The 22,324-nt window shown below is 63.5% G+C and carries 22 protein-coding genes; 10 read left to right on the top strand and 12 right to left on the bottom strand.

The genetic code is table 11. The features are described from left to right. Positions 1-62: 62 nt before the first annotated feature. The gene (locus tag IT775_RS02150) at positions 63-467 is read left to right on the top strand and encodes a DUF1499 domain-containing protein (RefSeq protein WP_212699412.1); all 405 of its coding nucleotides are present in this window, start codon (positions 63-65) and stop codon (positions 465-467) included. Here IT775_RS02150 and IT775_RS02145 read toward each other — a convergent pair. Continuing rightward, on the bottom strand, positions 405-689 hold the full coding sequence (locus IT775_RS02145; RefSeq protein WP_212699411.1) for a hypothetical protein: 285 nt from the start codon (positions 687-689) through the stop codon (positions 405-407). The genes IT775_RS02150 and IT775_RS02145 overlap by 63 nt on opposite strands. Positions 690-752: 63 nt before the next feature. On the opposite strand from IT775_RS02145, the gene prfA reads away from it, so the two are divergent. The 3 genes from prfA (at position 753) to IT775_RS02130 (ending at position 3,477) form a co-directional block, all read left to right on the top strand. Beyond that, on the top strand, positions 753-1,802 hold the full coding sequence (prfA, locus tag IT775_RS02140; RefSeq protein ID WP_212699410.1) for a peptide chain release factor 1: 1,050 nt from the start codon (positions 753-755) through the stop codon (positions 1,800-1,802). Then, positions 1,799-2,656, top strand: a complete 858-nt coding sequence (prmC, locus tag IT775_RS02135; RefSeq protein WP_343231100.1) for a peptide chain release factor N(5)-glutamine methyltransferase — start codon at positions 1,799-1,801, stop codon at positions 2,654-2,656. Before prfA ends, prmC begins: the two co-directional genes overlap by 4 nt. Before the next feature lie 233 nt (positions 2,657-2,889). After that, complete coding sequence (locus IT775_RS02130) at positions 2,890-3,477, top strand: DUF4167 domain-containing protein (protein ID WP_212699409.1); 588 nt, start codon at positions 2,890-2,892, stop codon at positions 3,475-3,477. 100 nt (positions 3,478-3,577) lie between these two features. On the opposite strand, the gene rsmA is transcribed toward IT775_RS02130, so the two are convergent. The 6 genes from rsmA to lptF are packed head-to-tail and all read right to left on the bottom strand — an operon-like array spanning position 3,578 to position 10,985. Continuing rightward, entirely contained in the window at positions 3,578-4,420 is an 843-nt protein-coding gene (gene rsmA / locus IT775_RS02125) for a 16S rRNA (adenine(1518)-N(6)/adenine(1519)-N(6))-dimethyltransferase RsmA (RefSeq protein ID WP_212699408.1), read from the bottom strand. Further along, on the bottom strand, positions 4,417-5,391 hold the full coding sequence (pdxA, locus tag IT775_RS02120) for a 4-hydroxythreonine-4-phosphate dehydrogenase PdxA (RefSeq protein WP_212699407.1): 975 nt from the start codon (positions 5,389-5,391) through the stop codon (positions 4,417-4,419). The genes rsmA and pdxA overlap by 4 nt, the downstream gene beginning before the upstream one ends. Next, entirely contained in the window at positions 5,388-6,614 is a 1,227-nt protein-coding gene (locus IT775_RS02115) for a peptidylprolyl isomerase (RefSeq protein ID WP_212699406.1), read from the bottom strand. The genes pdxA and IT775_RS02115 overlap by 4 nt, the downstream gene beginning before the upstream one ends. Further along, positions 6,611-8,773, bottom strand: coding sequence for an LPS-assembly protein LptD (locus IT775_RS02110; RefSeq protein ID WP_343231099.1), 2,163 nt, complete (start codon positions 8,771-8,773; stop codon positions 6,611-6,613). Before IT775_RS02110 ends, IT775_RS02115 begins: the two co-directional genes overlap by 4 nt. Beyond that, positions 8,773-9,870 (bottom strand): LPS export ABC transporter permease LptG, encoded by a 1,098-nt coding sequence (gene lptG, locus IT775_RS02105; RefSeq protein WP_212699404.1) that lies wholly within the window; start codon positions 9,868-9,870, stop codon positions 8,773-8,775. Before lptG ends, IT775_RS02110 begins: the two co-directional genes overlap by 1 nt. Continuing rightward, a complete protein-coding gene (gene lptF / locus IT775_RS02100; RefSeq protein ID WP_212699403.1) occupies positions 9,867-10,985 on the bottom strand; it encodes an LPS export ABC transporter permease LptF in 1,119 nt (372 codons plus the stop codon). Before lptF ends, lptG begins: the two co-directional genes overlap by 4 nt. Before the next feature lie 149 nt (positions 10,986-11,134). On the opposite strand from lptF, the gene IT775_RS02095 reads away from it, so the two are divergent. Further along, on the top strand, positions 11,135-12,604 hold the full coding sequence (locus IT775_RS02095; RefSeq protein WP_212699402.1) for a leucyl aminopeptidase: 1,470 nt from the start codon (positions 11,135-11,137) through the stop codon (positions 12,602-12,604). A 4-nt stretch (positions 12,605-12,608) separates the two neighbouring features. Next, positions 12,609-13,070, top strand: a complete 462-nt coding sequence (locus tag IT775_RS02090; protein WP_212699401.1) for a DNA polymerase III subunit chi — start codon at positions 12,609-12,611, stop codon at positions 13,068-13,070. A gap of 95 nt (positions 13,071-13,165) precedes the next feature. On the opposite strand, the gene IT775_RS02085 is transcribed toward IT775_RS02090, so the two are convergent. Both IT775_RS02085 and hemB read right to left on the bottom strand, forming a co-directional pair. Beyond that, positions 13,166-13,726, bottom strand: coding sequence for a lipid-binding SYLF domain-containing protein (locus tag IT775_RS02085; protein ID WP_212699400.1), 561 nt, complete (start codon positions 13,724-13,726; stop codon positions 13,166-13,168). Positions 13,727-13,835: 109 nt separating this feature from the next. Then, positions 13,836-14,843 carry a porphobilinogen synthase gene (hemB, locus tag IT775_RS02080; RefSeq protein ID WP_212699399.1) on the bottom strand — a complete coding sequence of 336 codons (1,008 nt, stop codon included), beginning with the start codon at positions 14,841-14,843 and terminating at the stop codon, positions 13,836-13,838. A gap of 117 nt (positions 14,844-14,960) precedes the next feature. On the opposite strand from hemB, the gene IT775_RS02075 reads away from it, so the two are divergent. From IT775_RS02075 to IT775_RS02065, 3 genes are read left to right on the top strand one after another with little or no spacing between them, the layout of a single operon-like run. Next, on the top strand, positions 14,961-15,560 hold the full coding sequence (locus tag IT775_RS02075) for a component of SufBCD complex (protein WP_246525220.1): 600 nt from the start codon (positions 14,961-14,963) through the stop codon (positions 15,558-15,560). After that, positions 15,517-18,975, top strand: coding sequence for a transcription-repair coupling factor (gene mfd, locus IT775_RS02070; protein ID WP_212699398.1), 3,459 nt, complete (start codon positions 15,517-15,519; stop codon positions 18,973-18,975). The genes IT775_RS02075 and mfd overlap by 44 nt, the downstream gene beginning before the upstream one ends. Further along, positions 18,972-19,568, top strand: coding sequence for a GNAT family N-acetyltransferase (locus IT775_RS02065; RefSeq protein WP_373049822.1), 597 nt, complete (start codon positions 18,972-18,974; stop codon positions 19,566-19,568). The genes mfd and IT775_RS02065 overlap by 4 nt, the downstream gene beginning before the upstream one ends. Positions 19,569-19,648: 80 nt before the next feature. Here the strand turns inward: IT775_RS02065 and IT775_RS02060 are convergent, their stop codons facing one another. The 3 genes from IT775_RS02060 to IT775_RS02050 are packed head-to-tail and all read right to left on the bottom strand — an operon-like array spanning position 19,649 to position 21,701. Beyond that, positions 19,649-20,800 (bottom strand): HD domain-containing protein, encoded by a 1,152-nt coding sequence (locus IT775_RS02060; RefSeq protein WP_212699397.1) that lies wholly within the window; start codon positions 20,798-20,800, stop codon positions 19,649-19,651. Then, positions 20,797-21,036 (bottom strand): hypothetical protein, encoded by a 240-nt coding sequence (locus IT775_RS02055; protein ID WP_212699396.1) that lies wholly within the window; start codon positions 21,034-21,036, stop codon positions 20,797-20,799. Before IT775_RS02055 ends, IT775_RS02060 begins: the two co-directional genes overlap by 4 nt. An 8-nt stretch (positions 21,037-21,044) precedes the next feature. Beyond that, a complete protein-coding gene (locus IT775_RS02050) occupies positions 21,045-21,701 on the bottom strand; it encodes an alpha/beta hydrolase (protein ID WP_212699395.1) in 657 nt (218 codons plus the stop codon). A gap of 159 nt (positions 21,702-21,860) precedes the next feature. On the opposite strand from IT775_RS02050, the gene iscR reads away from it, so the two are divergent. Beyond that, on the top strand, positions 21,861-22,322 hold the full coding sequence (gene iscR, locus IT775_RS02045) for a Fe-S cluster assembly transcriptional regulator IscR (RefSeq protein WP_212699394.1): 462 nt from the start codon (positions 21,861-21,863) through the stop codon (positions 22,320-22,322). The last annotated feature ends 2 nt before the right edge of the window (positions 22,323-22,324 follow it).

Here is a 22,324-nt window from a genome sequence, read left to right as displayed (position 1 = left end):
CCGTGTTCCCGGCCATCTATGGGGTTCGGTGAATTGTTCTGGAACGGCGAAAAGGGCGGGACATGAAGATACTGGCGATCCTCGTATTGGCGCTGTTGGCCGCAATGGCCTATGTCCGGCTGTCGCCCAACGACCCGGCCCGCTGGCACCAGCCGATCAAGGGCGACCGGAGCAAGGATTTCAAGGCCGGCGCCATCCGCGTGATTCCGGGCACGGAGCAGGATTTCGAATCGCTGCAGGACATCGCTCTCGGCTGGCCGCACACCCGGGTTCTGGCCGGGTCGGTCGAAGAGGGGCGGATCACCTACATCACCCGGACCGCTTTCTGGGGATTTCCCGATTTCACAACTGTGGAACGGCGCGACGGCACCATCGCGCTATATGCCCGGCTGCGTTTCGGGGGGTCAGATCTTGGCGTCAACGCCAAACGGCTCGATGCCTGGCTCGATGCGCTGGCGCAGCGCTGAACTGAGGCACCCTTCGGCCACTTCGCGCCACATCGGCACGTTCAGCGACATCTGGCATTGCGCCATGAACATCCGGCCGTCCACCTGCAGGCAGATGGTTTCGCCCAGTTCCACCCGCGCACCGCTGGTGTCGGTGCAATAGCAATCCACCACCTTGCCGCCGATCGTCTGATCGGCCAGCGCAGGCGTCGCAAGCAGCAGAAAGACAAGCGGTTTCCACATAAATACAATGCTATCACAAACGCGCCCCTTGACCAAATTGCGCGAATGGGAAAGAGCAGGGGCATGATTTCTCTCGACCGACTAGACCAGATCACCAGCCGTTTCGAATTCATCGAGGCGCAGATGGCCGAAGGCAGCGGCGACATCGCCGCCTTGGGCCGCGAATATGCCGAACTGCGCCCGGTGGTGGAACAGGTGAAAGCCTACAGGCAACTGCTGTCCGACCTCGACGAGGCCGAGGAGATGCTGGCCGATCCCGAGATGAAGGCACTGGCCGAGGAAGAACTGCCCGCACTGAAGGCGCAGCTGCCCGAGGCGGAAAAGGCGCTTCAGCTTGCGCTTCTGCCCAAGGACGCCGCCGATGCCCGCCCGGCGATGATCGAGATACGGCCCGGAACCGGCGGTGACGAGGCGGCGCTTTTCGCAGGCGACCTGCTGCGCATGTATCAGCGTTATGCCGAGGCGCGGGGCTGGTCGTTCCAGATCATCGACCTAGCCGAAACCGAACTGGGCGGGATCAAGGAAGTCACCGCCCATGTGAAGGGCGAGGGCGTGTTTGCCCGGCTGAAATACGAAAGCGGCGTGCACCGGGTGCAGCGGGTGCCGGAAACGGAATCGGGTGGGCGCATCCACACCTCGGCAGCGACGGTGGCGGTTCTGCCCGAAGCCGAAGACGTCGACATCCAGATCGATCCGAGCGACCTGCGCATCGACACGATGCGCAGTTCCGGCGCCGGTGGCCAGCACGTGAACACCACCGACTCGGCGGTGCGGATCACCCATGTCCCGACCGGTATCGTGGTGACCTCTTCTGAAAAATCGCAGCACCAGAACCGCGCAATCGCGATGCAGGTGCTGAAAACCCGGCTGTTCGATCTGGAACGCCAGCGCATCGACAGCGAACGTGCCGCGGACCGCAAGGCGCAGGTCGGCGGCGGCGACCGGTCGGAACGCATCCGCACCTACAATTTCCCGCAAGGCCGGATGACCGATCACCGCATCAACCTCACGCTCTACAAGCTGGACCAGGTAATGCAGGGCGACCTGGACGAGGTGATCGACGCCTTGATCGCCCATCACCAGGCCGAGCTGCTGGCGGAGATGGAAGGGTGAGCGCGATAGAGGCGCAGACCCCCGGTCAGGCGCTGTCGATCGCTTTGTCGCTGGGACAGGAGAGGCTCGCGGACAAGGATAACCCGGCGCGCGAGGCGCGGTTGTTGCTGGCCCATGCGGCGGGGGTGGATCAGACGGGGCTGATTTCCCTCGGGCTGGAGGATTTTTCGGACCAAATGATGGATCGCTATCGCGGTTATCTGGACCGCCGCGCAGCGGGCGAACCGGTGTCGAAAATCCTCGGCTACCGCGATTTCTGGAACCACCGTTTCGAGGTCAGCGCCGACGTGCTGGACCCGCGCCCCGATACCGAAACCCTGATCGCGGCGGCGCTGGAGGGCCCGGCGCCCGCGCGCATCCTCGATCTGGGGACCGGCAGCGGCTGCATCCTGCTCAGCCTTCTGTGCGAATGGCCGCAGGCCACCGGCGTCGGCAGCGATCTGAGCGCCAAGGCGTTGCAGGTCGCGGCGCGCAATGCCGAACGCCTCGGCGTGGCGGCGCGTGCCGAACTGATCCGGTCGGACTGGTTCGAGGCGATCGACGGACGTTTCGACATGATCGTGTCCAACCCGCCCTACATTTCCGAGGCGGAAATGCGCGAACTGTCGTCCGAGGTGCTCAACCATGACCCGCACATGGCGCTGACGCCGGGGGGCGACGGGCTCGACCCTTATCGCGTGATCGCCGCCGGTGCTGCGGATCACCTGACCGAAAACGGGCGCATCCTTGTTGAAATCGGCTGGAAGCAGGGGCCGGACTTGGCGGCGATTTTCCGCGCTGCGGGATATCGCAACGTGGAAATCCGAACCGACTTGGACGGGCGTGATCGCGTTGTTCTTGCAACAACGGGCTGAAATTTCACGAGGAAAAGTCGCCCGACGTCCAAAATGCCGGTTTTTTAACCTGTTTACCCTTGCGTCTGCGGGCGCATCGGATTACCTAGGTTTCGTCGAGGCGCTGGATGCTTTCAACCGCTCCCGCCCGACGCCAAGCCATAAAACGTTTGTGTACCCGGTTGGTAATTGAGCGCAAGAGGCGTGAAACGGGTCCGACGACGCTGAAAATGTGAAGGCTGGACAGCAGTAAGATGAGATCTTCCAAATCCCGTTCGCGGTCGAAGCCGAACCGCAACAGTAGCCGCAATGTCGGAAATATCGTTAATCGAGTGTTCGACAGTTCGGGCCCCGAGGGCAAGGTGCGCGGGACACCGCAACAGATTATCGACAAGTACAACCAACTGGCGCGCGATGCGCAGCTGGGCAATGACCGTGTGGCGGCTGAAAACTTCCAGCAGCATGCGGAACATTACCTGCGGATGCTGAGCCAAGCGCAGCGCGAGCAGGAAGCGCGGCGCGAACAGCAGGAACGCGAAAACCGCGAACGCCAGGCCGAACGCGACCGCGAACGCGCCGCGCGACAGGAACGCGAAGCCGCGCAACCGGCGCGCAAACAGGACGCTGTCGCGACCGACCCGGGCAGCTCCGAACAGCCTGACGTGGTCGATCACGGCGAGGAAGGCGATAGCGGGCTGGTCGAAACGCCCGAGGCAAAAGCCGAGAAGCCCAAGCGGGCCAGCAAGCCGCGCAAACCGCGCGCGCGCAAGCCCGCCGACGACTCTTCGGATGCGCCGAAGGATCCGCCCCCTGCACCGGAAGCGCCCGAAGCGGCGGAGTGATCCGTGTCACAGGATGTGAAACAGGCCCCGCGAGGGGCCTGTTTCTTGCGCGGGGCACGCCCCCAACCGTTCAGCAGGAATATAAATGCGCGGCTGGCGCTCAGCTTTCCGACAGGTTCCGTGCCAATGCGCAGAACTGTTCCAGCCCCACGGTTTCGGCCCGGTCGGTGGGCTTGATGCCCGATGCGATCAGCCGGTCCTCGATATCCGGTGCCATGCCCTTCAGCGCCGCGCGCAGCATCTTGCGACGCTGGTTGAAGGCGCGCGCCACCACCTGTTCCAATTTCTTCGGATCGGCGGGATACCGCGGTTCGGGCAGGGCGGTCAGGTTGACCACCGCCGAATGCACCTTGGGCGGCGGATTGAAGGCCTCGGGCGGCAGGTGCAGCACGATCCGCGCGTCGGTCCGCCATTGCGCCAGGATCGCCAGCCGGCCATAGGCCTTCGATCCCGGTTGCGCCACGATACGTTCGGCCACTTCCTTCTGGAACATCAGCGTCAGCGAGGTCCAGAATGGCGGCCACTCCTTCGGTGTCAGCCAGCGCACCAGCAATTCGGTGCCTACGTTATAAGGCAGGTTGGCGGCGATGCGGATTGGCGGTGTCAGGTGCTCCAGCGGGTCGACATCCAGCGCGTCGCCATTGATCACCTGTAACCGGCCCGGATAGGCCTCGGCGATTTCCGCCAGCGCCGGCATGCAGCGGCTGTCCTTTTCGATCGCCAGAACCTTGCGCGCGCCCTCGGCCAGCAATCCGCGGGTCAGCCCGCCGGGGCCGGGGCCGATTTCCAGAACGTCGCATTCGCTCAGGTCGCCCGCAAGCCGCGCGATTTTCGCGGTCAGGTTCAGGTCGAGCAGGAAGTTCTGGCCGAGCGATTTCTTCGCCGCGATGCCGTGGCTGTCGATCACCTCGCGTAGCGAGGGAAGATTGTCGATTCCGCTCATGATGCCGCCCTGTTCGCGACCATGCCCGCGGCCATTTTCAGCGCTTCGATGGTCGATGTCGGATCGGCAAGCCCCTTGCCGGCGATATCGAAGGCGGTGCCGTGATCGGGCGAGGTGCGGATGAACGGCAGGCCTAGCGTGACATTGACGCCGCTGGCGAAATCGATCGTCTTGATCGGGATCAGTGCCTGATCGTGATACATGCAGATCGCCGCGTCGTATTGCGCCCGCGCCGCCGGGTGGAACATCGTATCGGCCGATTTCGGCCCGTCCAGCGACAGGCCTTCGGATCTGAGCCGGTCCAGAACCGGAATGATCAGGTCGATTTCCTTGCGCCCCATCGCGCCGCCTTCGCCCGCGTGCGGGTTCAGCCCGGCCACGGCAAGGCGTGGGGCGGCAATCCCGAAATCGCGGCGCAGGGCGCTGTCGGTGATGCGGATCGTGTCGGCCAGCAGGTCGGCGGTCAGCTGCTTCGGCACCTCCGAGATCGCGATATGGATCGTTGTGGGCACCACCCGCAATGCGTCGCAGGCCAGCATCATCACCACCCGCTCAACACTGGCCAGTGCCGCCAGGTATTCGGTATGGCCGGGATAGGCGAAATTCGCCCCGTCCTTCAGCGCCTTCTTGTGGATCGGCAGGGTGCACAGCGCCGCCGCCGCACCGCTTTGCACCAAATCCACGCCGCGGGCGATCACGTCGATCACGCCTTGCGCGTTTGCCGGATCGGGCTGCCCCGCGCGGGCCGGGGCGGGGAAGTCATGGCGTAGCACCGGCAACCCGTCGCGGCATGCCGCGACCGCCTCTGACGGTGCGGTGATTTCCACCACCGGGGTGCCGTCGGGCAGGTGGCGCGGGTCGCCGATGAAGAAAAACGGCAGGCTGTCGCCCAGATGTCGCCAGGCGGTGGTCGCGATTTCAGGACCGACCCCGGCCGGTTCGCCGCAGCTGAGCGCGATCGGGGCGGTCATCGAGTGGTGATCCGGGCTTCGGAGCGCAGTTCCTCGAGATAGCCGTCGGCGAAGGCTTCCAGTTGCCGGCTGCGCAGCTGGTTGGCGATGTCTTCGCGCGAAGTGTCCCCGGCGCTGGCCGGGGTGCGGCCGCACAGCATCAGGAAAACCAATTGCTGCCCGTCGGCTCGGGTCAGGTTGGTCGATACCTCGCCTTTGTCGAGCTTGGACAGTTCCAGTGCGATGTCGCGCGGCAGGTCTGCCGGCGTGGCGCTGACCCGGTCAAGCAATTCGTCGGGCTGGCCCTTGTTGACGGCGTAAAGATCGTCGCATCTGTCGATTTCGCCGCGCAGCTTTTCGGCCCGCGCCAGGGTTTCGGCGCTGCGGCCGCCTGGCATGTAATAGGCGGCATATTCGACCGCGGCGATTTCCGGCGACCTGAAGGCGGATTCCTGGATGCCGCGCATCTGGAACACCGCCACTGCGCCCTGAAACGGCAAGGGTGCGGTGGCTTCCCCCGGTGCCAGGTCCAGAAGGAGCGGGCGCAGCGCGGGCGGCAGGTTGGTGATCGGCATCCATCCCAGCCGCCCGCCGACATTGCGGCTGTTCGCGGCGGAATACTTGCGCGCGGCATCGGAAAACGCGTCATAGCTTTCGATCTGGCTGATCTCCTCGGCCAGCGCCTGCACGTCCGCCTCGCGGCCTTGCGGGATCGGAATGATGATTTCCGACAGCAGCACCTGCACGGAACCACCGCCGGAAATGGCGTTCATCGCCTTGTCGATATCGGTTTCCGACACCGAAACGCGGCTATTGTATTTCGCGCGGATCAGTTCGCGCCAGCTGGTGCCGGACAGGATGAAATCATGGAAGCTCTGTTTGTCGATGCCTTCCTGGGCCAGCAACTGGTACAGCTGTTCGGGCTTGAGGTTGCCGCGGGAAGCGAATTCCGCCACTCCCTTGTCGATCCCTTCCTGTGCGATCCGCAGCCCGACCGCGTCCGAGGCTTCAAGTTTCAGCCGATCTTCGATCAGTTGTTCACGCGCCAGCTTGGCGTGGTTGCCGGGCACGTTCAGAACCCCCAGCAGCAATTCGCGTTGGTCGATTTCATATTGCGTGATGACCCGGTCATTGACCTTGATCACCGAATCGAAAAGCCCTTGGGCCAGCGCCGACACAGGGGCCGTCAGGATGGTTCCGACAGCAGCGGCGGCGAATAGGATCTGGCGCATGGTCTGTTTCATAGTCCCTTGTTCCTGCAACTGCGGGTATAACTTTTATCAACGCTGCCAGCGCTAAACCCGGTAAGCCTGACAGTAAAGCCCAAAGAGGTCGACGGTTCGACGATAGTGGAAGAGGTAAAGCGGCGCGAGAGGGAAAGATTTACCTGCACGCATTCGTTCCGGTAGATCAGTCCGAGACTCGCCTCGGCGGTGCTGTCCGACACGATGTCATAGCGCCAATCGGCGGTTCCCGACCAATGCCGCGAGAACCGGTAATAGCCGTCCAGAAGCCATTCCGAAACGGTCGATGTGCGGTTCTCGTCGGCATCTGCGCCCAACCAGACATAGGACGCCCCAAAGCCGCCGCGCGGCAATAGCCAGGCCGCGCGCGCTTCGGCCTTGGAAACGTCAAATCCCTGTTCGCTCAGCAATGTGCGCGCGCTGAGCGAGAGGCCATTCGCCGTCTTGACCTGACCCGCGACCAAAAGGTCGGAGGTGGTGCCGGTCAGGCCCGAACTGATGCTGAAATTCGCGTCGCTGACTTCGCGATAGACCTGCCCGACGGCCAGCGTCGACCCGCCGCCGCGCGGGCCCAGCCGGGTCCAGAACAGCCCAAGCGCCGCTTGGCTGCCCCGTTCGCGCCGGTCATAGGAGGGGAAGCGCAACAGCGACAACAGGTTGCCTTCGTCGAATTCGACGCGGGTGCTTTCATCGTTCGGCACGTTGGCGTTCGACCCGCCGGACCAGCCGATCATCGCCACCGGTTCGATCACGTGGATGGCGCCGTTTCGGGCGGTTTTTATCCACGGCCAGCGCAGGGTCAGGCTGGTTTGCGGCGTCACCACCGTGTCCTGGTCGGTGGCGGTGCTGTCTTGCGAGGCCACGAACCCGTCGACCGCCAGCCCGGCATGATATTCAGCGCGAATACCGGCCGGCAGGGTCCAGCTGTTGCGCCAGCTGAGTTCGGCATCGGCGCGGCTGATATCGCGTCCGTCGATATCCAGATCGGAATACCGGTAATGCGAATGCGCCCCGAGGGATAGTCGAGCTTCGCCACCCAGAAGCTTCGGAAAGAAACGTTTTTCGTATTCCACCGTGCCAATGATCGTGGGCAGGGTCGAATTGTCCTCGCCCTCGCGCAGGGTCTGGTACGACGTCAACGCCGCGCGGGTGTATTCGTCGCGCCTGACCCGGGTCAGCGCCGCTTCGCTTTCCAGCCGGTCCTTGTCGGAATAGTCGTATTCGACAAGATAGGCGCGGTCGCTCACTGCTTCGATATTGAAGCTGAGCTGGTAATCGTTGCGCAGGTCGAACAGGCCTTCGCCGAACAGGTAGCCGCGATTGCCCGACCGGATGGAATCGCTCGAAAGCGCGCCGTTGAATTCGATCCGCCCGTTGCGGAAGGCCTGCCGGTAACGCAGTTCCAGCGTGCGTGTCTTGGACGACAGGTAGGGCGTCAGCGTCAGGTCGCGCGAGTCGCCCATCCTGATGAAGTAGGGCATCTTCAGCCCCAGACCCAATTGGGTATTCTGCTTCAGCGACGGGATCAGGAATCCGGTGGCCCGTTTCACCGTCGGATCGGGCAGACGCAGCCGGGGCAGCCAGAAGACCGGCACGTCCATGATCCGCAATTGTGCGTTTTCAAAGTAGAGCTGGTGCGTTTCCTGGTCGTGCGTGGTCTTGCGGGCCCGGATCTGCCACAGCGGCGGCGTATCGCTGTCGCAGACCCGACAGGAACTCGCGGCAACCTTGTAAAGCTGTGAATAGCGCCCTCCGACGCGGCTGATCTGCACGGCGGCCAGTTGCAGCTGCTGGTTCATGATCATCCGCGCGCCGCGCAGCAACCCGTTTTCCAGCCCGCGGTCCAATTCGCCGGAATCGGCCAGGATCACGACGTCGGCACCATCCGACAGGGTGATCGGGCCTTCGATGGTCAGCTTGTCTTCCTTGCGGTCATAAACGATCCGTGCCGCGTTCAGCCGCTTGCCGTCGTAGAAGGCTTCGACATGGCCTTCGGCGATCAGCCGGTTGCGGCCCACGACCTGCAGGTTGTCCGCGATCAGCACCGCGTCCTTGGTCTTTTGCTGTTCGCCCGGCGCGCTGTCCTGCGCCTGAACGGGCAAGCTGTGGGCCGGGGCCAGAAGCGCGGCGAGGACAAGCGGAAGAAGACGGTGTTTCATCATCCGTCCTCCATATGCAAAAGCAGCCCGAGCGCAAGCAGGACCGAGGCGACCGGGGGCGCCCAAGCGGCAAGCATAATCGGGATTTGTCCATTTTCGCCAAGAATTTGTGCAAAGTTTCTGATGTAATACAGGCTGAAACCCAGCATGATCGACGTCAGGACCGCGATGCCAGTGCGGCCAAAGCGCGTGTGGCGCATGGTGAAGGCCGATGCGATCAGCACCATTGCCATCAGGAACAGCGGCCGGGCCAGTTCCATCTGCAGCCATACGGCGTGGCGGCGGGCGGAAAACCCGGCTTCTTCCAGCTGCACGATATAGCTTGGCAGGTTCCAGATCGAAATCGAACTGGGCAGGCCGAAACTATCGCGGATCCGTTCCTGCGTCAGGGACGAGGGCAGGATCAGTTCTTCACGAAATTCCGCCGCGCCTTCGGGATTCTTGTCGGGATCGAGCGGCCAGATCTTGGCGCGGGTCAACGACCACTGTCCCTTTTCCAGAACCGCCCTGTCGGCTTGTATGCGGCGCAGCGGACCGCCGTCGGTGGCATAGCTGAGGAAGGTGACGTCGTAGAAGGTAGTGCCGTCGGGATTGGCGCGCGCGGCGCGGATAACGGTCTGGCCTTTCTCGCTGCCCTGGCGCAGCCACAGCCCTTCGGCACTGATCGAAAACACGTTGGAGGATCCGCTTTTATAGGCCTCGAACAATTCGTGATAGCGTTTCGAAGTCGCCGCGACGATCGGATTGAACATCGCGACCGTGAGCGACCCGATGATCGCCGCCACGATCAGAGGCGACGCCAGACTGCGCAGTGCCGAACGCCCCGAGGCGCGCACGACAACCAGTTCCGACGACCGCGCCAGCCCCAGAAACAGTGTGATCGTAGCCAGGATCATCACCAGCGGCAGGATGTTATAGAGCCCCTCGGGCGTGTTCAGCAGCGTCAGTTCGAAAATGTCGGTCAGCGGGATGCCCTCGGCGGAAAAGCGGCTGATCTGTTCGACGAAATCGATTAGCAGCATCAGTAGGAAGAACACCCCGGTGATCCCGGCGAAGATGGTGAAGAACTTGCGGGCGAAATAGAGGTCGAGTTTCATGCCGCCGCCTCCGTCGTGCCCATCGTTGCGGCCCGCCGCCGTCGTCGCGGCCGTGCGGCCCAGTGCAGCAGCGTCGCCGACATCGCGGCGCCCACGATCGAGGGGGCGTAGACCAGCGGCCACAGATCGACATCGGCGCGCACGGCGTCGGTCACCAGCCCTTCGACCAGCTTCACGATCACCAGCAGCACCAGCGCTGCCACGATCTGCCGCCAGACGCCGAAGCGAGAAAAACCGCCGACAAGAAGGGTGGAAAATCCGATCAAGGCGGCAACCACGCACAGGAATGCCTGATTCACACGGTAATGCAGCTCTTCGATGGCGCGGCCGACGCTTTCGCCGGTTTCCGCCGCGATGGCGGCCGGTTCGCGTGCCAGTTCCCAAGTGGGGCTGTGCCTGATCTGCCGCACATGAAGGTCAGGAGCGCCAATCAATTCGCTGATATCATATGAAAAATCAGTGAAATGCGTAGTAAATAGCCGGTTGCCCTCACGCAGGTAGCTTTGCGCCAGCCCATCCACCATGACCAGTTTCACCTCGCCGTCGTCATTAACCAGATAGGCGCGGCTGGCGCTGTAGGTCATCGCCCTCTCCGTGCTTCTGCGATCCGACAGGAACACGCCTTTCAGCGTGCCGTCGAGAGTGATGTCACGGATATAGAAGGTAACGCCGTCGGTCGGGTGCAGGAAGGTGCCCTCGGTCAGCAGCCTTGCGGTGATATTGCGCGAAATCTCGGCTTCGCGCAGCTTCATCTGGCCCAGGCTGATCGGCACCAGGACATGGGTCAGCACCGACATCATCACCCCGACGATCAGCCCGTAATACATCACCGGTCGGGCCAGCCGCCACGGGCTGAACCCGGTGGCCTGCATCACCACCAGTTCGGATTCGCTCGACAATCGATTGGTGACATAGACCGAACCGGCGAACACCGACATCGGCAGCACCAGCCGGATCACGTTGGGCAGGGTCAGCGCGGTGAATTCGAGAAACACGAAAGCCGACTGGCCGTCGCCGATCAGACGGTCGAACAGCCGCACCGCCTGGTTGATCCAATAGATCGACACCAGAACCAGCGCGAAAAATCCGAACAGCACCATCAACTGCGACAGCATGTATCTGTCGAATCTGGACACGGGCCCCCCAAGGCAAAGCTTATTTCTGCCGGGACGTTACAAGATGTCGCCGGGGGGGAAAACTGCTATCTGGCAATGTCGGCGGCGGGGCGCTAGGTATCGGGGGGTATTCATTAGGAGAGCACCAGATGACCGCGCCGATTTCCATTCGTTTCGTTGCAACCGATCTCGATCTCATTGCCGCCCAGCGTGGCCGCGTCGCCGTCATCGTCGATAGCGAAGGCAAGCTCGACCCCGGCGCGCGGCGGGTGAACCGGCTGAGCAAGGGGGCGCTGGCGCGGTTCGTCGGATCCGAACGGTTCGACAAGATGAAGGATGGTGAGGTCGCCTCGATCGCCTGCCCGGTGGGGATGGAGGCAGAGGCGCTGGACGTGCTGCGCCTGTCGCGGCGTCCGTCCGAAACCGAAGCGCGCAAGGCCGGTGCGGCGTTGGCCAAGGTCAAGGGCGGCCAGGATCAGCTGATCCTGGCCGGCAACCTGCGGCGGGTTGAACAACTGGCTCAGGGGATCGCCCTGCGCGGATACGACTTCACTGATCACAAGACCGCGGACAAGGAAGAAAACGCGGAAACCGTGATCGCCTGTTCCAAGCCGGAGGAGGCGGCCGAAGCCGCCGCACCGCTTCTGGCGGTGGCTGAAGGCGTGTTCTTCACCCGCGATCTGATCAATGAACCGGCCAACGTCCTGACCACCACCGAATTCGCCGCGCGGCTGCAGGCGATGACGGATATCGGCCTTAACGTCGAGGTGCTGGAAGAGAAGGATCTGGAAAAGCTCGGCATGGGCAGCCTGTTGTCGGTCGGGCAGGGCAGCGACAGTCCTTCGAAGGTCGTCGTGATGCAATGGCAGGGCGGCGAAAAGGACACGCCGCCGCTGGCGCTGGTGGGCAAGGGCGTGGTGTTCGACACCGGCGGCATCAGCCTGAAACCCGCCGCCGGGATGGAAGATATGACGATGGACATGGGCGGCGCCGGCGTGGTGTCCGGTGTCATGCGCGCGCTGGCGCTGCGCAAGGCCAAGGCCAATGTCGTCGGTCTGGTCGGGCTGGTTGAAAACATGCCCTCGGGCAACGCCACCCGCCCGGGCGACGTGGTGAAATCGATGAAGGGCGACACGATCGAGGTGATCAACACCGATGCCGAGGGCCGTTTGGTGCTGGCCGACGTGCTGTGGTACGCGCAGGACCGGTTCAACCCGTCGGGCGTGATCGACCTGGCGACCCTGACCGGCGCGATCATCATCGGGTTGGGGCATGAAAACGCGGGCGTGTTTTCCAACGACGACGATCTGTGCAAGGCGTTCCTGAAGGCCGCCGAGGCCGCGGATGAAGGCGCGTGGCAGATGCCGCTGGGTCAGGCCTATGACGACATGCTGAAATCGCGCATCGCGGACATGAAGAATACCGGCGGCCGGCCTGCCGGGTCGATCACCGCGGCGCAGTTCCTGCAGCGCTTCATCAAGGACGACATGCCTTGGATCCACCTCGATATCGCAGGCGTCGCCAGCGTGAAAACCGACACCTCCTATGCGCCCAAGGGCGCGACCGGCTGGGGCGTTATGGCGCTGGACCGGCTGGTGGCCGACAGCTACGAGGGCTGATCGGTTGGGGACCGCGTTTTTCTATCACCTGACCCGCACGCCGCTGGACGTGACGCTGCCGATGCTGGCGGGCAAGTCGCTTGCCGCCGGCTGGAAGGTGGCGGTGCGCGGCCAGGATCGCGGCCGGATGGAATGGCTGGATCAGAGGCTATGGCTGGGTCCCGAGGAAGGGTTCCTGCCGCACGGGCTGTTGGGTGGGCCGCATGACGCGCTGCAGCCGGTGCTGCTGACCGTGGTGGGCGAGGTGCCGGGCAACGATCCGGCCTGCCTGATGACGATCGACGGCGCCGAGGTAACGCCGGAAGAGGTGCAGGCGATGGAACGGGTCTGCATCTTGTTCGACGGCACCGAGGAAGAGGCGGTGCAGGTGGCGCGGGGGCAGTGGAAGCAGCTCACCGGCGCGGGCTGTTCGGCGCAGTACTGGTCCGAGGGATCGGGTCGCTGGGAAAAGAAGGCAGAGAGCTGAGAGCTTCTGCCGATAACTTAACCGTATTCAATAAAAACGCCCCGCGGCCGTCTGAGCCGCGGGGCGTTTGCAATCGATCTGTCCGATTCGTCGGATCAGGGAATGATCCGGGTGTATTTCACGCCTTCCAGAGTCGCCCCGGCCATCAGCCCGGCCTGACCGAAGATCACCGCCACGACCGGGCTGGTCGCGGTGGTGGTGTCGGCGCGCAGGTTGCCGCCTTGGTCCTTCAGCACGTATTCCGCATCGGCTCCCGCCGCCCAGCCGGGCGAATGACGGAACCGCATCAGCGCGTCCTCGGTCATGAAGAACAGAACATGGGCAAATTGCTGCGCGCCGATCTGCAACCCGATGCTGCCCTTTGCAGCCGAATAGTAATCCACCGTCGTGCCGTTGACTCGGAGCGCACCGCGGCCATAGCCGCCGCCGATGCCGAACCCGGCTTCGGTCACCAGCGGCATCACCAGCATGCCGTTGGACTTGTCGGCCAGATCACGGGTGTTGGGGTAGCGGCTGTAAAGATACTCCAGCGTCTTGTCGACGCGGGCATCGATGGTGGAACTTGCGGTGCTGCCTACGCCGTTGCCGCAGGCTGCGGTCACACCAGCGCCCGCCAAGGCGGCCAGCGTGAAGCTGCGTCGTGTAAACTGTGTCATGGTATCGCCTGTTCGTTGACTGACTGCTCTCCGGCTATATCTGCCGGTTGCAAGACAGTATAGGGCGCAACCCGCGTTCTGTCACGCAAATCGCGCCCCGATGAGCGGCTTATCGCACGCCGTGAAGTTTCTTTGCCGCGGCGGGCGCGAAATAGGTCAGGATGCCGTCGCAGCCGGCGCGCTTGAAGCACAGAAGGCTTTCCATCATCGCCTTTTCGCCGTCGATCCATCCGTTCAGCGCCGCCGCCTGGATCATCGCGTATTCGCCCGACACCTGGTAGGCATAGGTCGGCACCGCGAAGCGTTCCTTCACCCTGCGGCAGATGTCCAGATAGGGCATGCCGGGCTTCACCATCACCATGTCGGCGCCTTCGCTGAGATCGCGTTCGATCAGTCGCAGCGCCTCGTCGGTGTTGCCCGGGTTCATCTGATAGGTGGTCTTGTCTCCCTTCAGCGCGCCGCTGGCGCCGACCGCGTCGCGGAACGGGCCGTAGAAGGCGCTGGCATATTTTGCCGAATAGGACAGCAGCATGGTGTCCTTGAACCCTTCGGCTTCCAAGGCCGCGCGCATCGCGCCGATGCGGCCGTCCATCATGTCGGAGGGGCCGATGATGTCGACGCCCGCGCGGGCCTGTTCCAGCGCCTGCTTGACCAGCGCTTCGACGGTTTCGTCATTGACGATCTTGCCGTCGACAACGAAGCCGTCGTGGCCGTCGGCATTGTAGGGGTCCAGCGCCACGTCCGACATCACCGCGATGTCGATGCCGGCGTCCTTGATCGCGCGGGTGGCGCGGTTCGACAGGTTGTCGGGATTCCACGCCTCTTCGCAGCCCGAGGTTTTCAGCGCCGGGTCGGTATAGGGGAACAGGCAGATCACCGGGATGCCCAGATCGGCGGCTTCGCGGGCGGCATCGACGATCTTGTCGACCGAGCGGCGCATCACGCCGGGCATCGAGGCGACGGGTTCTTCGACCCCTTCGCCGTCGCGCACGAAGACCGGCCAGATCAGATCGCCGACCCCGAGGGTGTTTTCCTGCACCAGCGCCCGGATCTGCGGTGATTGGCGGGTGCGACGGAACCGGGTATGGGGGAAGGGGGCCTGGCTTTGATATGGCATCGGTTATGTCCTTTCTCAGTAAGACATGGGTGACATGTAATTTCCTGCATCTCAAGGGTAGGAATTGCCGCGCGGGCAAAGTATGCAGTCGGCAAGGAACAGACGGGAAACATTGGCTTGACCTGGTATCAGACGCTGAATGAAGTGCTGGATCTGCGATCCTTTTCGAACTTGTGGTTCTGGATTGCGCTGGCGGTGATGTGGTCCGGCGCCAGCCATTGGGTGCTGGGCGTGCCTTATGACATGGTTGTGCGCGCCGCCCGCAAGGGAGGCGAGGCGCAGGCCGATCTGGAAGATATGGCGCGGATCAATATCAACCGGCTGCTTTATATCACCGAGGTCTCGGGGCTGTGGCTGCTGGGGTTCGCCTGTTTCCTGCTGACATCGCTGCTGTTGCTGGGCTTCGTCTACAATCTGCAGATCGCCCAAGCGCTTTTCTGCCTCGGCTTTCCGATGTCGATCGTCTGGCTGTTGCGGATCAGGAGCGCCCATCGTATCCGCACCGAGCAGGCCAGCGGAAGCCTGCTGCGCAAATACCTGACGCGGCAACGCATCTGGACCCAGGTGATCGGGATGATATCCATCTTCGTCACCTCGATGTGGGGCATCTATTCAAGCCTGGCCGACCGCTTCGATCAAGACCACTTCAAACCACTGGGATACAACATCTTCCATGACGAAGAGCAGACCGTTCATCACCGCGGGGGGCGCGCCTGAGGGCTTTGACGCCAAGCTGATCCTTGACGAGATCGGCAAGTGCGACGGCCCGGTGATTCATGTCGCCCGCGATGACAAGCGCATGGCGGCGATGGAAGCCGCACTGCGATTTTTCGCTCCCGACATGCCTGTCCTCAGCTTCCCGGCTTGGGATTGTCTGCCCTATGACCGGGTCAGCCCGCATGCCGATATCTCGGCCGCGCGGATGGCGACGCTGGCAGGGCTGGTGCATGGCGCGCCGAAGCAATTCGTGCTGCTGACCACGGTGTCGGCGGCGATGCAGCGGGTGCCCGCGCGCGACGTGCTGCGCGAGGCCGCGTTTACCGCGCGGGTCGATCACCGCGTCGACGAACAGGCGCTGCGGCAATTCCTTGTCCGCATGGGCTTCACCCAGGCGCCGACGGTGATGGAACCGGGCGATTACGCCGTTCGCGGCGGCATCATCGACATCTTCCCGCCGGGCGAAGGCGGGCCGGTGCGGCTGGACCTGTTCGGCGACGTCCTGGACGGGGCGCGGCGGTTCGATCCGGTCAGCCAGCGCACCACCGAAAAGCTGGAGGTTGTCGAACTGGCCCCGGTGTCCGAGGTCATCCTCGACGAGGCCGCGATCCTGCGGTTCCGGCAGAATTACCGGCTTGAATTCGGCGCTGCCGGCACCGACGACCCGCTCTACGAGGCGGTGAGCGCGGGTCGCAAGCATCAGGGCATCGAACATTGGCTGCCGTTTTTCCACGAAAGGTTGGAAGTGCTGTTCGATTACCTGCCGGGCGCGCCGGTGACGCTGGACGATCAGGTCACCCCGTCGCGGCTGAGCCGGTTCGAAACGATTGAGGATCAGTATGAAACCCGCCGTATCGCGATGGGGCAGAAGGGGCGGATGGACACGGTTTACAAACCGGTGCCGCCGGACCGGCTTTATCTGGACGATGCGGCCTGGGAAGCGGCCGTCGCCGATCGCCGCGTGGTGCAGTTTCACCCGCTGGCGCAGGCGTCCGGCCCCGGCGTGATCGATGCGGGCGGCCGGATCGGGCGCAATTTCTCGCCCGAACGGCAACTGGAAAACGTCAATCTTTTCGAAGTGTTAGCGGGTCATATTCGCACCAGGATGGAGCAGGGGCCGGTGATCGTCGCCTCCTATTCCGAAGGCGCGCGCGAGCGGATCGAAGGTCTGCTGGAAGACGAGGACCTGATCGGCGCGGTCACCGTGCGCGACATCAGGGGCATAGGCAAGCACGGGCTGCACTTGGCGGTCTGGCCACTGGAACACGGGTTCGAGGCACCGCATCTGACGGTGATTTCCGAACAGGACGTTCTGGGCGACCGGTTGATCCGCAAACCGGGCAGGAAACGGCGGGCGGAAAACTTTCTGACCGAAACCCATTCGCTCACGCCCGGCGATCTGGTGGTGCATCTCGATCACGGGATCGGGCGCTATGTGGGGCTCGAAGTGATCACCGCCGCCGGTGCGGCGCATGAATGCATCGAGCTGGAATATGCCGAGGGCGCCAAGCTCTACCTGCCGGTCGAAAATATCGAGCTGCTGACCAAATACGGCCATGACGAAGCGCTGCTGGACCGTCTGGGCGGCGGCGCATGGCAGGCCAAGAAGGCCAAGCTGAAGGAACGCATTCGCGAAATGGCCGACCGGCTGATCCGGGTCGCCGCCGAACGCGAATTGCGCCACGCGCCGGTGCTGGAACCGCAGCACCACGCCTGGGAAGCCTTCAGCGCCCGGTTCCCGTACCAGGAAACCGACGACCAGCTGCGCGCGATCGATGACGTGCTGAGCGACATGACCTCGGGCCGGCCGATGGACCGTCTGATCTGCGGCGATGTGGGGTTTGGCAAGACCGAGGTGGCGATGCGCGCCGCATTCGTCGCCGCCATGTCCGGCGTGCAGGTGGCGGTGATCGCGCCGACCACGCTGCTGGCGCGCCAGCACTACAAGGGCTTCGCCGAACGCTTCCGTGGATTTCCCATAGAAGTCAGACCGTTGTCGCGCTTCGTTAGCGCGAAGGAAGCCAGCGCAACCCGCGACGCGATGGCGCGCGGCACCGCCGATATCGTGGTCGGCACCCATGCGCTTCTGGCCAAGAACGTCAAGTTCAAGAACCTTGGCCTGCTGATCATCGACGAGGAACAGCATTTCGGCGTCGCGCATAAGGAGCGGCTGAAACAGATGCGCTCGGACATCCATGTGCTGACGCTGACCGCCACGCCGATCCCGCGCACGCTGCAACTGTCGCTGTCAGGTGTTCGCGACCTGTCGATCATCGGCACGCCGCCCGTCGACCGGCTGGCCATCCGCACCTATGTCAGCGAATTCGACGCCGTCACCATCCGCGAAGCGCTTTTGCGCGAACATTATCGCGGCGGCCAGAGCTTCTACGTGGTGCCGCGCCTTTCCGACCTGCCGGAGATCGAGGAATTCCTGCGCGAACAGGTGCCCGAGGTCAGCTTCATCACCGCCCACGGCCAGATGGCGGCGGGCGATCTGGATGAGCGGATGAACGCCTTTTACGACGGCAAGTACGATGTGCTGCTGGCGACGACCATCGTGGAAAGCGGGCTTGATATTCCCACCGCCAACACGATGGTGGTGCACCGCGCCGACATGTTCGGGCTGGCGCAGCTCTACCAGATCCGCGGCCGGGTGGGGCGGTCGAAAACCCGCGCCTACGCTTACCTGACCACCAAGCCGCGCGCCAAGCTGACGGCGACGGCGGAAAAACGGCTGCGGGTTCTGGGGTCGCTCGACACGCTCGGCGCCGGTTTCACGCTGGCCTCTCAGGATCTCGATATCCGTGGCGCCGGCAACCTGCTGGGCGAGGAACAGTCGGGCCAGATGCGCGACGTGGGATACGAGCTTTATCAGTCGATGCTGGAAGAGGCGATCGCCAAGATCAAGGCCGGCGAGTTGGAAGGCCTGAGCGACGTCGACGATCAATGGGCGCCGCAGATCAACCTCGGCGTGCCGGTTCTGATTCCGGAAAAATACGTGCCCGATCTTGACGTGCGCTTGGGATTGTATCGCCGCCTCAGTGGTTTGTCGGGCAAGGTTGAACTGGAAGGCTTCGCCGCCGAACTGATCGACCGCTTCGGAAAGCTGCCGAAGGAGGTCAACACGCTGCTGCTGATCGTGCGGATCAAGGAGATGTGCAAGAAGGCGGGCATCGCAAAGCTCGACGGCGGGCCGAAGGGCGCCACGATCCAGTTCCATAACGACAAGTTCGCCTCGCCGCAGGGGTTGGTGGAATACATCCAGGCGCAGAACGGGCTGGCCAAGGTCAAGGACAACAAGATCGTCGTGCGCCGCGACTGGAAAGCCGACAGCGACAAGATCAAGGGCGCCTTCGCCATCGCCCGCGATCTGGCGCAGAAGGTGGTGGAAGAAAAGAAACGGAAGGCCAAATGATGCTGCAGCCCGGATTTTACGATGTGCCCACGGGCCATGTGGCCACGGTGGTCACCCACCTGGAAATGCGCGCGCGGCCCGAACCGCGGCCGGAAACCGACCCGGGCCTGACCCTGCGCCGCGTCACCGCCCCCGATCCGGACTGGTACCGCGCCCTGTTCCGCCGCGTCGGTGGCGAGGATTGGCTCTGGTTTTCGCGGCTCGAAATGCCCGATGCGGATCTTGCCGCGATCCTGAACGATCCGCGCAATCACCTTTACGTGCCGGAACGGGATGGTGAAGCGGTCGGTCTGCTGGAACTCGATTTGCGCCAGCAGGGCGAATGTGAACTGGCCTTTTTCGGCCTCGCCGTTGATACGATCGGCACCGGCGCCGGGCGCTGGATGATGAACCGCGCGATCGAAAAGGCTTGGGCCGAACCGATCAGCCGGTTTCACGTCCATACCTGCACGATGGATCATCCGGCCGCGCTTGATTTCTACCGCCGTTCGGGATTCGCCGCGATCAAGCGGCAGATCGAAATCGCCCGCGATCCGCGCCTGACCGGAACTCTGCCGGAAACCGCCGCCCCGCACATCCCGATCCTGCGCTGATCGGGAGATGCGCCGGGAACTTCTTCTTTTGCAAAATATCCCGGGGGAGCCGCGCAACGCGCGGCGGGGGCAGCGCCCCCTTATGCCCGTTCGGCCAGGAAATCCCTGATCTGAGGCGCAATCCAGTCCCAGAGAACCGGCGCGCCATGGGCAATCTTCGCGCCCACCCGGGCCGCGATCGTGTCATAATCCACGTTATATTCGATCCACGACCCGCCCCCCGAAGCCAAGTTCTGGTTCGGAGGCTGGAACCGGTCCAGCGCCTTGGCAAAGCGCGCGTCCGGCGTCTCGTTGGCCTCGAATTCCTGCCAAAGCGACAGCAACTCGGCCGCCTGCGTGCCGGGCAGCAGTCCGAAAATCCGTTCAGCCGCCGCCAGTTCCTCGGCTTCCTTCGCCGCGATGTCATAGGTGGCGAAGATCGGCGCGTCGCCGGCATCCACTTCCACCAGGTCGTGGATCAGCAGCATCCGGATGACGCGGGTGATATCGACGCCCGTCGCGGCATGTTCCCCCAGAACCAGCGCATAAAGCGCCAGGTGCCAGCTGTGTTCGGCGCTGTTTTCGCGCCGCGATCCGCCGGCGATGAGGGTGGCGCGGTAAACGGATTTCAACGCGTCGGCCTCGTTCAGGAAACCGACACGAGCGGTCAGGTCGGACCGTTCCGGATCGGCGTTTTCCATCCGCGCCGTCACCTGGGCGTGAAATTCGGGCCAGTCACGGTGCAGGTTGCGCGCCCGTCCGTCGGACAGGTTGCCGCGCACCACCGATACCTGATCCGCGCGCGGGGATTGCGGTGACACCGCCTGCAGGATCGGCTGCACATGGTCCATTTGTTTGGCGAACCTCGCCTCCGCGCTGGTGCCCGACTCGAATTCGTCCCACAGCGCGCGCAGCGTGGTGGCCTGATCGGGCGGCAGCAGGGCGAACAGCCGGTCGGCGGCGGCGCGTTCGGCCGCTGCGATTTTTTCGGGGTCGTGATCCTGGTGGATCGGGTGGTCGCCCGCGTCGATTTCGACGAGATCGTGCAACAGGATCATCGCGATGGCGCGGTCGCGGTCGAAAGCGCCGAATTGCGGGTGATCCATCAGCAGCGTGTACAGAGCCACGTGCCAGCTGTGCTCGGCGGAATTTTCCGGCCGCGACAGGTCCTGCAGGATGTTCTGCCGGTCCACCTGTTTCAGCCGGCAAGCCTCGGTCAGGAAGGCAAGCTGCGCGTCGAGTCGGGCGCTCACTCCTTCGCCCTTTTCGATGCGGCCAGGGCGCTGTTCAACCGGCCTTCGAGGAACTTGCGCGCGCGCTTTTCCGCCAGCCGCACCCGGACGGCTGTCAGGAAGGCCTCTTGCGTGGTTTGCGACGACGCGCCGATCTGCTTGGCGACCTGATCGATCAAATTGTCGTCGTTCAGCGCCTCGGCGGCCTCGATCGTGTCGCGGGCCAGCGCATCGGCGAGATCCTCGGCAACGCCCATCGCGGACCTCAGCGGCTGTTTTCGGTCAGCCGGCGCTTCACATAGTCGCTGACCGTGCCGATCATCTGGTCCATGTGTTCGGGCTTTTCGAAGAAATGACCCGCGCCTTCGATCTGTTCGTGGGTGATGGTGATGCCCTTCTGTTCGTGCAGCTTGTTCACCAGCGCCTCGGTATCGGCGGGCGGCGCCACGCGGTCTGCGGTGCCGTTGATGATCAGGCCCGAACTGGGGCAGGGGGCGAGGAACGAGAAATCGTACATGTTGGCCGGCGGCGCCACCGAGATGAAACCGGTGATTTCCGGCCGCCGCATCAAGAGTTGCATGCCGATCCAGGCACCGAAGCTGAAGCCCGCGACCCAGCAGTGCTTGGAATTCGAGTTCATCGACTGCAGGTAATCGAGCGCCGAGGCCGCATCGCTGAGCTCGCCCACGCCCTGGTCATATTCGCCCTGGCTGCGCCCGACGCCGCGGAAATTGAATCGCAGCACCGTGAAGCCAAGATTGTAGAAGGCGTAATGCAGGTTGTAGACAACCTTGTTGTTCATCGTGCCGCCGAATTGCGGGTGCGGGTGCAGGACGATGGCAATCGGCGCGTCGCGGTCTTTTTGCGGATGATAGCGGCCTTCAAGGCGACCTTCGGGACCGGGAAAAATGACCTCGGGCATTGCGTGCCTGTCTCCTGCATATAGGTGCGCGGTTATTCTTGACGAATTCGCTCAAGCACCTTAGAACTTTTCTAAATTGCCGGTGAATATACCGGGCGGGTTCTAGCGAGATAAGCCTTGCAGGCCTGATCGTCAATCAGTTCGCAAAGGATGAGCGCGGTGAAACTCAGTACCAAGGGTCGTTACGCTATGGTAGCGCTGGCCGATATCGCCTTGCAGGACGAGGGCGCGCTGGTCACGCTGGGCGAGATTTCCAAGCGGCAGGACATTTCGCTGCCCTATCTGGAGCAGCTTTTCGTCAAGCTGCGCCGCGCCGGACTGGTCGAATCAGTGCGCGGTCCGGGCGGCGGTTACCGGTTGGCCCGGCCGACCAGCGAAATCCGCGTGGTCGAGGTGTTGTCGGCGGTGGATGAAACCGTGGACGCGATGCACAAGGGCGCCGGCGCCAGCGGTGCCGCGTCGGGATCGAAGGCGCAATCGGTGACCAACCGGCTGTGGCAAAGCCTGTCGGCGCATGTTTACGTCTTCCTGCACCAGGCGCGGCTGTCGGACGTGGTCGGGAATAGCCTGGCGCCCTGTCCTGCGGTGCCGCACCTGTTCGACGTGGTGGACGAGGAGTAATC

It is taken from the genome of Thalassovita aquimarina, assembly GCF_018219815.1.
GTDB lineage: Bacteria > Pseudomonadota > Alphaproteobacteria > Rhodobacterales > Rhodobacteraceae > Thalassobius > Thalassobius aquimarinus.
This window is presented reverse-complemented; position numbering and strand designations above follow the sequence as displayed.